The 10,103-nt window shown below is 61.2% G+C and carries 9 protein-coding genes; 7 read left to right on the top strand and 2 right to left on the bottom strand.

Annotation, left to right across the window (positions count from 1 at the left end; genetic code table 11):
* Positions 1-291 precede the first annotated feature (291 nt).
* The 6 genes from KVH01_RS19185 (at position 292) to KVH01_RS19160 (ending at position 7,368) form a co-directional block, all read left to right on the top strand.
* A complete protein-coding gene (locus KVH01_RS19185; RefSeq protein WP_043048789.1) occupies positions 292-1,212 on the top strand; it encodes a substrate-binding domain-containing protein in 921 nt (306 codons plus the stop codon).
* A gap of 63 nt (positions 1,213-1,275) precedes the next feature.
* On the top strand, positions 1,276-2,784 hold the full coding sequence (locus KVH01_RS19180) for a sugar ABC transporter ATP-binding protein (protein WP_217882465.1): 1,509 nt from the start codon (positions 1,276-1,278) through the stop codon (positions 2,782-2,784).
* Positions 2,750-3,742, top strand: coding sequence for an ABC transporter permease (locus tag KVH01_RS19175; protein WP_217882464.1), 993 nt, complete (start codon positions 2,750-2,752; stop codon positions 3,740-3,742). The genes KVH01_RS19180 and KVH01_RS19175 overlap by 35 nt, the downstream gene beginning before the upstream one ends.
* A gap of 27 nt (positions 3,743-3,769) precedes the next feature.
* Complete coding sequence (locus KVH01_RS19170) at positions 3,770-4,861, top strand: alcohol dehydrogenase catalytic domain-containing protein (protein WP_217882463.1); 1,092 nt, start codon at positions 3,770-3,772, stop codon at positions 4,859-4,861.
* Between the two features lie 4 nt (positions 4,862-4,865).
* Positions 4,866-6,398, top strand: a complete 1,533-nt coding sequence (locus KVH01_RS19165) for an FGGY-family carbohydrate kinase (protein WP_217882476.1) — start codon at positions 4,866-4,868, stop codon at positions 6,396-6,398.
* A 244-nt stretch (positions 6,399-6,642) separates the two neighbouring features.
* Positions 6,643-7,368 carry an SDR family oxidoreductase gene (locus tag KVH01_RS19160; protein WP_217882462.1) on the top strand — a complete coding sequence of 242 codons (726 nt, stop codon included), beginning with the start codon at positions 6,643-6,645 and terminating at the stop codon, positions 7,366-7,368.
* On the opposite strand, the gene KVH01_RS19155 is transcribed toward KVH01_RS19160, so the two are convergent.
* Together KVH01_RS19155 and KVH01_RS19150 are read right to left on the bottom strand one after the other, a co-directional pair.
* Positions 7,365-8,369 carry a LacI family DNA-binding transcriptional regulator gene (locus KVH01_RS19155; protein ID WP_217882461.1) on the bottom strand — a complete coding sequence of 335 codons (1,005 nt, stop codon included), beginning with the start codon at positions 8,367-8,369 and terminating at the stop codon, positions 7,365-7,367. The genes KVH01_RS19160 and KVH01_RS19155 overlap by 4 nt on opposite strands.
* Positions 8,370-8,427: 58 nt before the next feature.
* Positions 8,428-9,291: a LysR family transcriptional regulator gene (locus KVH01_RS19150; protein ID WP_217882460.1), complete on the bottom strand. Its 864-nt coding sequence runs from the start codon at positions 9,289-9,291 to the stop codon at positions 8,428-8,430.
* 312 nt (positions 9,292-9,603) lie between these two features.
* On the opposite strand from KVH01_RS19150, the gene KVH01_RS19145 reads away from it, so the two are divergent.
* A complete protein-coding gene (locus tag KVH01_RS19145; protein WP_217882459.1) occupies positions 9,604-10,050 on the top strand; it encodes a hypothetical protein in 447 nt (148 codons plus the stop codon).
* The last annotated feature ends 53 nt before the right edge of the window (positions 10,051-10,103 follow it).

Genomic DNA, 10,103 nt, shown 5'->3' with positions numbered 1-10,103 from the left:
TTTCAAAAGTGAGCCGCTGTAAAAGCGGAACCAATAGTGGCCGTTGCCCAAATAACGGATATGTACCGAGGACGAAAACCAACATCCTGCTCGGCTATCAGGCCGCAACGGGAGCAAGCTCTCTAGTTTGCTGCGCGACAGCGTCACATCGAAGATGTGGTGGGGACTCCCACATTTTGATCGAGACCGACCAGTGGAGGCTTGCGCAGGTCCGATTTAATTGTTAGTTTCTGGCAAAATGTTAACGATAACATTTGCTCTAAAAATAAAAACAAAACAGAGACCCACGCCATGAAAATGCTCTCGAAGACCCTGTGTTTACTGGCTGCCGGCATCACCCTCGGCACTCAGGCATTTGCCGCCACCTCACCTGCGCCCATTCGCATCGGCGCCTCGTTCCAGGAAATCAACAACCCCTATTTCGTCACCATGAAAAACGCCCTGGAAGAAGCCGGCGCGACCATCGGTGCAAAGCTCATCATTACCGACGCCCGTCACGACGTGTCCAAGCAGGTCAGTGACGTCGAAGACATGCTGCAAAAAGGCATTGATATCCTGCTGATCAACCCTACCGATTCGGTCGGTGTGCAATCGGCCGTGAAGTCGGCCCATGCCGCGGGCGTCGTGGTGGTGGCGGTGGACGCCCAGGCGGACGGCCCGCTGGATTCGTTCGTCGGCTCGAAGAACTTCGACGCCGGCTTCCAGGCGTGTGAATACCTGGCGAAAAACATCGGTGACAAAGGCAATATCGCCATCCTCGACGGCATTGCCGTGGTGCCGATCCTCGAACGTGTGCGTGGTTGCAAAGAGGCGGTGGCCAAGCACCCGGACATCAAGATCGTCAGCATCCAGAATGGTAAGCAGGAACGTGACCAGGCGCTGACCGTCACCGAAAACATGTTGCAGGCCCAACCCACCCTCAAGGGTATTTTCAGCGTCAATGACAACGGCTCCCTCGGTGCACTCTCGGCCATCGAAGCCAGCGGCATGGATGTGAAGCTGGTCAGCGTCGATGGCGCGCCGGAAGCGATCAAGGCGATCCAGAAGCCCGGCAGCCATTTCATCGCCACCTCGGCCCAATACCCCCGTGACCAGATCCGCCTGGCTTTGGGCATTGCCCTGGCCAAGAAGTGGGGCTCGCAAGTACCCGCCACCATTCCGGTGGACATCACCCTGATCGACCAGGCCAAGGCCAAGGATTTCAGCTGGTAAACCCCTCAAGCCCCACGCTCGCCGTGGGGCCCAGGCAAACCTTCTGAACGCGAGGTCGGCGGTATGAGCAGTCTTCTGAAGCTGGAAAACATCTGTAAGCGGTACCCGGGCGTGCAGGCCCTCAAGTCGATCAACCTGCAAGTGGAGCGCGGTGAAATCCACGCCTTGCTCGGCGAAAACGGCGCGGGAAAATCCACCCTGATGAAGATCCTCGGCGGTGTCGAGCATCAGGACGAAGGGCAGATCCTCATCGATGGCCAGGCCCGGCAATTTGCGACTTACCGTGACGCGATTGCCGCCGGTATCGGCATCGTGTTCCAGGAATTCAGCTTGATTCCCTACCTCACAGCCGTAGAAAACATCTTCCTCGGCCATGAGTTGAGCAACCGTTTCGGCCTGTTGCGCAAGCGCGAAATGGTCGAGGCGGCGCAGGCGTTGTTCCAGCGTCTCGGGGTGAGTATCGACCTGCATTGCGCGGTCAAGCACCTGAGCGTAGCTGAGCAGCAGTTCGTCGAAATCGCCAAGGCCCTGGCTCTGGATGCGCGCCTGTTGGTACTCGACGAACCCACCGCAACGCTGACCCCCAGCGAAGCCGAGCTGCTGTTCGAGATCATGCGCGAACTCAAGCGCCAGGGCGTGGCGGTGATTTTTATCTCGCACCATCTGGAAGAGATTTTCCAGGTGTGTGATCGCATCAGCGTACTGCGCGACGGCGGCAATGTGGGCGTTACCGATGTGGCCGACAGCGATATCGACCGCCTGGTGGAGATGATGGTGGGGCGGCGCCTGGCATGCAGCTTCCCGCCCAAGCCCACCGGCGAGCGCGGCCCGCTGTTGCTGGAGGTCAAGGACATCCAGTTGGTACGCAACGGCCCGCATAACAGTTTCCAACTGCACAAGGGCGAGATCCTCGGCTTCGCCGGGCTGGTGGGCTCGGGCCGCACCGAACTGGCCCTGGGCATGATGGGCGCGCTGCCGTCGGTGAGCAAGGACGTGTGGCTGCGCGGCGAAAAAATCAGCCTCAATGACCCGGCCGAGGCACTCGCCCATGGCATCGGCCTGCTGCCGGAAAGCCGCAAGAGCGAAGGGCTGATCACCGATTTCAGCATTCGCGAAAACATCTCCCTGAACAACCTGCCCAAGTACCAGAACGCCAGCGGGCTGATCGACACGGCCAAGGAATGCGCCAGCGTCGAAGCGCTGATGCGCCAGCTGTCGATCAAGGCGCCCAGCGGCGAAAGCCGGGTGCTCAACCTCAGCGGCGGCAACCAGCAAAAAGTCGTGATCGCACGCTGGATCAACCACCACTGCGACGTGCTGGTGTTCGATGAACCCACACGTGGCATCGACGTCGGCGCCAAGGCGCAGATCTACGCCTTGATGCGCAGCCTCACCGAACAGGGCTACGCCATCATCATGATTTCCTCCGAACTGCCCGAAGTCATCGGCATGTGCGACCGCGTCGCCGTGTTCCACAAGGGCGCGATCGTCAAGCTGCTGGAAGCGTCCGCCGTCAATCCTCAAGAGGTCATGCGCCATGCAACAGGGGGCTCAAGTGAATACGTCCATTAACACCGCAGGCACCAGCCGCTTGCGCCTGAACCTGGCGCGGCTGCTGCGCTCGCCGGCGTTTTATCCGTTTGTGGGGCTGGTGGTGGTGACCCTGGTGATGATCCTTGCCAGCGACACGTTTCTCACCGCCAGCAACCTGTCCAACATCGCCCGCCAGGTGTCGATCAACGCGATTATCGCGGTGGGCATGACCTGCGTGATTCTTACCGGGGGCATCGATTTGTCGGTGGGGCCGGTGATGGCGCTGTCCGGCACGCTCACGGCCGGGCTGATGGTCGCAGGTGTGCCTCCCGGCCTGGCGATTGGCGCCGGGTTGCTGGTGGGCGTGGCGTTCGGCATCGGTAACGGCTTGTTCGTGGCTTACCTGCACATGCCGCCGATCATCGTCACCCTGGCGACCATGGGCATCGCCCGTGGGTTCGGGCTGATGTACACCGATGGTTACCCGATTTCCGGGTTGCCGGAGTGGTTCGCCTTTTTCGGGCGCGGCAGCGTGTTCGGTATGCAGGTGCCGATCCTGATCATGCTGCTCACTTACCTGGCCGCCTATGTGCTGCTGCAACACACGCGTATCGGCCGCTACATCTACGCCATCGGCGGCAATGAAGAAGCGGTGCGTTTGTCTGGGGTGCGCGCAGCGCGCTTCAAGCTGCTGGTGTATGGCATCAGCGGCTTCACCGCGGCGATTGCCGGGCTGGTGCTCACCTCGCGCCTGATGAGCGGCCAGCCGAATGCCGGCGTGTCGTTCGAGCTGGATGCAATTGCCGCCGTGGTGCTTGGCGGCGCATCGATTGCCGGCGGACGCGGGGTGATCGTCGGCACCTTGCTCGGCGCCATGCTGCTGGGCGTATTGAACAACGGCTTGAACATGCTCGGCGTGTCGCCTTACGTGCAGAGCGTGATCAAGGGCGGGATCATTTTGCTGGCGATCTTTATCAGCCGTCAGCGTCATCGATAAATACCTCACTACACAGGACCGAACACCATGGACAAGCACACCCATATGCAAGCCGTCGTCTGCCACGGGCCGAAAGACTACCGCCTGGAACGCATCGGCAAGCCCCAGGCCCGCGCCAATGAATTGGTGATCCGCATCGCCGCCTGTGGCATCTGCGCCAGCGACTGCAAGTGCCACTCGGGCGCGGCGATGTTCTGGGGCGGCGACAACCCCTGGGTCAAGGCGCCGGTGGTGCCGGGCCACGAGTTTTTCGGCTACGTGGTGGAAGCGGGCGAGGGCGCCGAGGAACACTTCGAGGTCAAGGTCGGTGACAAGGTCATCGCCGAACAGATCGTGCCCTGTGGCAAGTGCCGTTTCTGCAAATCGGGTAAATACTGGATGTGCGAAGTGCACAACATCTTCGGCTTCCAGCGCGAAGTGGCCGAAGGCGGCATGGCCCAGTACATGCGCATTCCCAAGACGGCCATCGTGCACAGGATTCCCGAGGCAGTGTCTTTGGAGGATTCGGCGCTGGTGGAGCCCATGGCCTGCTCGATCCATACCGTCAACCGTGGCGATATCCAGCTCGACGACGTGGTGGTGATTGCCGGCGCGGGCACCCTCGGCCTGTGCATGGTCCAGGTGGCGGCGCTGAAGACGCCGAAAAAACTGGTGGTGATCGACATGGTCGACGAGCGCCTGGAACTGGCAAAAAAATTCGGCGCCGATGTGGTGATCAACCCGGCCCGTGACAACGCTCGCGAACTCATCAACGGCCTCACTGACAACTACGGCTGTGACGTCTACATCGAAACCACCGGCGTACCGGCCGGCGTCACCCAGGGCCTGGACCTGATCCGCAAGCTCGGGCGGTTTGTCGAGTTCAGCGTGTTCGGCGCCGAGACCAGTGTCGACTGGTCAATCATCGGCGACCGCAAGGAACTCGACGTGCGTGGCGCGCACCTTGGGCCGTATTGCTACCCGATCGCCATCGACCTGTTCGAACGCGGCCTGGTCACCTCCAAAGGCATTGTCACCCATGATTTCCCGCTGGACGATTTCGCCGAAGCCTTCGAACTGGCCAACTCGACCAAGTCGATCAAGGTGCTGTTGAAGCCGGTGCTGCCCGCCCATGAGTAACGGCATGCACTACGTCATGGGTGTCGATATCGGCACCCAGAGCACCAAGGCGCTGCTGGTGGATGCCCAGGGCACGATCATCGCCCAGCACAGCCAGGGTTATCGGGTGGATACCCCGAAAGTGCGCTGGGCCGAGCAATGGCCGCAGGTGTGGCTGGATGCAGTCGAGGTGTGCGTGGCCCAGTGCATGGCCAAGGCTGGTGTGCCGGCGCAGCAGGTCAAGGCGCTGTGCATCAGCAGCCTGTACGGCGGCTCGGGGATTGCCGTGGATGCACAGATGACGCCGTTGCACCCGTGCCTGATCTGGATGGATCGTCGCGCCGGCGAACAGGTCGAGTGGGTGCGTGAGCACGTGGACCTGGACCGGCTGTTTGCGCTGACCGGCAACTCGGTGGACAGCTACTACGGCTTCACCAAGATGCTCTGGCTCAAGCAGCATCAGCCGCAGGTGTGGGCGAATACCCGCTACCTGTTGCCGCCCAACAGCTATATCAACTGGTGCCTGACCGGTGAGCTGGCGGTGGACCACAGCAGCGCCGGCAATATCGGCGGTGTGTATGACGTGGCCGAGCGCGGCTGGTCCGAGGAGATGCTCGCGGCGCTGGAGATTCCCTTGGCCATGATGCCCGAGCGCCTGTTGTACTCCGGCGAGGTGGTGGGTGAGCTGTTGCCGGACTGGGCGGCACGCCTGGGTTTGCAGGCGGGCATGCCGATTCTCGCGGGCGGCGTGGACGCGGCCATGGCGACCCTGGCCGCAGGCGTGACCCAGCCGGGTAATCATGTAGCGATGATCGGCACCAGCATGTGCTGGGGTTACCTCAACCAGCAAGTGGATGCCCGCCATGGCTTGGTCAGCATGCCCCACGTCTACAACGGCCATCGCGACCTGTACATCTTCGGCGGCGCGATCACCGCGGGGGCCTCGGTCAGCTGGTTTCGCGAGCAGTTCTGCCAGGCCGAAGAGCAACAGGCCCAGGCGTCGGGGCAAGACAGCCTGGTGCTGCTGGAGCAGAGCGCGACGAAGATCCCGGCGGGCAGCGAAGGCCTGTTGTTCCTGCCGTATCTGATGGGTGAGCGCAGCCCGGTGTGGGACGACCGCGCCAGCGGCAGTTTTGTCGGGCTCAACCTGTATCACAGCCGTATCCACCTGTACCGCGCAGTGCTGGAAGGGGTGAGTTTTGCCCTGCGCCACAATATCGAAGCAGGCACCCAGGGCGCACATGCACTGGATCCGCGCCTGATTGTAGTGGGCGGGGCGAGCCATTCTGACCTGTGGATGCAGATTATCGCGGATGTCACCCGCTACCCCGTCTACACCATTGTCCAGGAGGTTGAAGCGGCCCTGGGCGCGGCGTTATTGGCGGCGCATACGGTGGGGTTGGTGAGTGATGAGGCGATGGATACAGGCTGGGTGCAACTGCAGCAACGGGCGCAGCCCAAGCGCGAGAATGTCGCGGTCTACGACCAAGGGTTTGCCGAGTACCTGAAGCTATACCCGGCCCTGAAACCGATCATGCACAACCTGCAAGCTACCTGACTCAACACAGAAAAAAATGTGGGAGGGGGCTTGCCCTAATGCCAGTCAGTTAAGGCTTTTTTGTAGGAGCGAGCTTGCTCGCGAGAAACTTACAGGCGCCGCGTTCATTCAGCAAACACGCGTTATCGTTGACGTTTTTCGCGAGCAAGCTCGCTCCTACAGAAGGCGATGACCGCTTAACTGATTGGCATTTGGGCAAGCCCCCTCCCACAGTGGATCTTCATTGTTCTTGAGATTTTTATCTATGAACGCAGTCTTCAACTTCACCCACCACCGCATCCTCGTCACCGGCGCCAGCAGCGGTATCGGCCGGGAAATCGCGCGGCAGTTGATTGCCAACGGCGCCGAAGTCTTTGCCCTCGGCCGCGACGCCCAAGCCTTGGCCGAACTGGGCTGCCACTCCATGTGTGTGGACATCGCCGACAACGCCGCCCTCGATAAAGTGCTGCAAGACCTGCCGCCCCTGCACGGCCTGGTCAATTGCGCCGGCATTTCGCGCCTGGAGCCCGCCGCGGCCATCAGCGCAGACGCCTTCGACCAGGTGATGAACGTCAACGCCCGCGCCGCCGCCCAGGTGGCCAGCCGTGTCGCGGCCAAGATGATCGCGGCGAACATCGCCGGCAGTATCGTCAACGTTTCCAGCCAGGCGTCGTTGGTGGCGCTGGATGACCATCTCGGCTACTGCGCCTCCAAGGCGGCCCTGGATGCGATCACCCGCGTGCAGTGCGCCGAATGGGGCCGTTTTGGCATCCGCGTCAACAGCGTCAACCCCACCGTGACGCTGACGCCGATGGCAAGCATGGCCTGGTCCGACCCGGCCAAGCGCGACCCGGCGCTGGCGGCGATCCCTCTGGGGCGTTTTGCGCAACCGGCGGAAGTGGCGTTGCCGGTGCTGTTCCTGCTGAGCGATGCGGCGAGCATGATCAGCGGCGTGAGCTTGCCTATCGACGGTGGCTACACCAGCCGCTAACCGTTTTCCAACTGACCGGCGATCACAACCTTGTCCCGTGGCTTGTAGGGATCTTCCAGCCGGTCGAGCAGCAGGCGTACCGCGCTGCTGCCGGCCAGGGAGGCGTCGTGGGCCACGCAGGCGATGGGCACGCCAAAGATATCGGCGAAGGGCAGGCGGTCGATACCGCAGATGGTCAGGCTGTCGTGGGAGATGTTGTGCATGCGCAATGCGCGCAGGGCTCCGAGGGTGATCAACTGGTTGAAACCCATGATCGCATCCGGCGCCGAGTGGCTGGCCAGGTAGTCGAGGGTGTGCAAATACGCCGGCATCAAGGTGTAGTCGCCGGCCTGCACCTCGACCTGAATGTGCGGGTGTTCGGCCAGCACTTCGCGCAGGCCCTTGAGACGTTCTACCGTGATTCGCGAATGTTCCGGGCCGGTCAGCACCAGCAGGCGCTTGAAGTTCGGGGTCTGGCGCAGCAGGTAGTGTGCGGCCTGCAGGCCGCTGTGGTAGTTGTCCAGCACCACGCGGCTGAACGGGCTGTCGTGGATGGTGCGATCAAGCAGCACCACCGGGGTCTTGCCGTTGCCCAGGCGTTCCAGGTAATCGGGCTGGTAGCTCGGCTCATCGGAGACCGGCGACAGGATGATCCCCGCCACGCGGTAGCCCAGCAGGGTATCCACCGCTTTGCTCTCGAGTTCCTCCAGCTCATCGGTGTCCACCAGCATGATGGTGTAGCCGTGCTTTTTCGCCTCGCGGGAAATCGCCTTGATCATCTCGCTGTAGAACGGGTTGTCCACCGACGCGGTAATCACCCCGATGATCAGGCTCTCACTGCGCTTGAGTCCACGGGCGAAGGCGTTGGGCACATAGTCCAGCTCCCGCGCTACCTCCAGGATGCGCGCCAGGGTGGCGGGTTTGACCAGGTCGGGTTTGCTCAGCGCCCGGGACACCGTGATGGTGGTCATGCCGACGCGTTTGGCGATGTCGCTGATGGTGACGGACTTTTTCTTGTTCATCGGTAAGGCTGCAAAAGGACACACCCGCAGGCTAGCATGCGCGGCGGCATCCGGTGCTTCAAATCAGCGGATCCCAGCGTTGCGACCAGTCACTTTCAGCCTTGACCACTTCGCGCAGCAGCGCCAATGCCTGTTGCAGCACCGCCGAATCCCGCGCCCGTGAATACACCAGGTAGGTAGGGAAGCTGAATTCCGGTGCCTTGGCCACCCGCTGCATCACGCCGCTGTCCAGGTAGCTCTGCACCACCCGTGTACGGAAGTAGCCGGCACCGCCATTTTCCAGGATGTACTGCAACGCCAACGGCCCGAGGTTGAAGCTCAGCGCGGCGCGTGCGCGGTCGGGCAGGGCGGCGTCATGTTGCTGGCGAAAACCCTGGCCCCAGTCGATATACACGTAGGGCTCTGGTTTGCTCGCCAGCTGTACCAGGATCAGTTTTTCTTCCAGCACCTGTTCCACCTGTAAGCCTGGCCAATACTGAGGCTGAAACACCAGGGCGGCGTCCAGCACGCCCAACTCGAGTTGGCGCAGCAGGTACTCGCCCTCACGGATTTCAGTACGTAGCGCATGGCCGGGAATCTGCTGGCGCAGGGCCTGGGCCCAGCCGAGCATCAACGGGTTGCACAGGCTTACCTCACCGCCGATATGCAGCATATTGCGATAGCCATCGGGCAACGGCAGATCACGGCGTGCGGCCTCCCAGGTTTGCAGCAGCTGGTTGGCGTACACCACAAAGGCTTCCCCATCGGCGGTCAGGCGCGCACCGGCACGGTTGCGGATAAACAGCGTGCTGCCCAGCTGGCTCTCCAGGTTCTTCACTCGGGCGGTGATGGCGGTCTGGGTGACGTGCAGTTTCTCGGCCGCTGCGGCCAGGCTGCCGCAGCGTGTGATTTCCAGAAAGGTGCGTGCCAGTTCGATGTCCATGAAGCCCCCGGGGATGAATGGGGGACATTGTAGAGGCAGGTGGATTGGAATGCGTTCAAAAAGGTGGGGGGCGCTCCACTTGCCCTCGATGGCGGCCTGGCAGCCGACCAGGATGTTGGATCAGTCACCTGCACGGGCGCCGGCATAGCCGAGCTGCTGCGCGGTGAGGTTAGGCCTAGGATAAGGTACCTGTCAGTTCTGACAGTAGACGGTTTTTTTTTCTCGCGTTTGAATAGCCGGGAGAGTGGTTGAGGTGTCGTCCAATCGCTTGTTGAAACTAAACCCCCCGATACTGAGTACAAGGAATTTAGTATGAGCGGTTCAAGCGTTATCAATGATGTTTCAATTTTCTCTCCTGCCCCGTTGCACGGTTGGTTCTCTACCTCAGGGGTGCACGCTATCCGAGCAGACGATCCGGATGGGGTGGACTCATACTTCAGTGCGCCGATCATTGACTCTTCGGCAGACCTGAGGAAAGTATTCCCGCAGGAATTTGGAACTGAGGAAGTGCAGGTGACGTTAGTCATGCGCCTGTCCCAGGGTATCGAAGTGAAAAGTATTGTTGTTACCGCTATTGGCGATACCGGTGGTGCGGTCCAGTTCCCCGTGCCTGCGGCTGACGGTGAATGGCACACCACGATTGCTAAGTGGACGCCAAAAAAACCTGGCCGTACGCAACTTTGGATTTCATTTCTTGATGCTTCTTCGCCGAGCGAATATCTGGGTGTGGATATCAAGTCAATTACGGTTGAGGCATAAAGATCAACTAAGGTGGCTCATCTCGAGTGGCCACCTTGTTGGGGCTTTCATAA

Source organism: Pseudomonas khavaziana, assembly GCF_019145205.1.
Lineage (GTDB): Bacteria > Pseudomonadota > Gammaproteobacteria > Pseudomonadales > Pseudomonadaceae > Aquipseudomonas > Aquipseudomonas khavaziana.
Note: the sequence above shows the minus strand (reverse complement) of the source record. Positions and strands in the feature narration are given on the sequence as shown.

Coding starts and splice junctions, on each gene's coding strand:
- KVH01_RS19185 (WP_043048789.1), top strand. CDS start 292: ATGAAAATGCTCTCGAAGACCCTGTGTTTACTGGCTGCCGGCATCACC.
- KVH01_RS19180 (WP_217882465.1), top strand. CDS start 1,276: ATGAGCAGTCTTCTGAAGCTGGAAAACATCTGTAAGCGGTACCCGGGC.
- KVH01_RS19175 (WP_217882464.1), top strand. CDS start 2,750: ATGCAACAGGGGGCTCAAGTGAATACGTCCATTAACACCGCAGGCACC.
- KVH01_RS19170 (WP_217882463.1), top strand. CDS start 3,770: ATGGACAAGCACACCCATATGCAAGCCGTCGTCTGCCACGGGCCGAAA.
- KVH01_RS19165 (WP_217882476.1), top strand. CDS start 4,866: ATGCACTACGTCATGGGTGTCGATATCGGCACCCAGAGCACCAAGGCG.
- KVH01_RS19160 (WP_217882462.1), top strand. CDS start 6,643: ATGAACGCAGTCTTCAACTTCACCCACCACCGCATCCTCGTCACCGGC.
- KVH01_RS19155 (WP_217882461.1), bottom strand. CDS start 8,369: ATGAACAAGAAAAAGTCCGTCACCATCAGCGACATCGCCAAACGCGTC.
- KVH01_RS19150 (WP_217882460.1), bottom strand. CDS start 9,291: ATGGACATCGAACTGGCACGCACCTTTCTGGAAATCACACGCTGCGGC.
- KVH01_RS19145 (WP_217882459.1), top strand. CDS start 9,604: ATGAGCGGTTCAAGCGTTATCAATGATGTTTCAATTTTCTCTCCTGCC.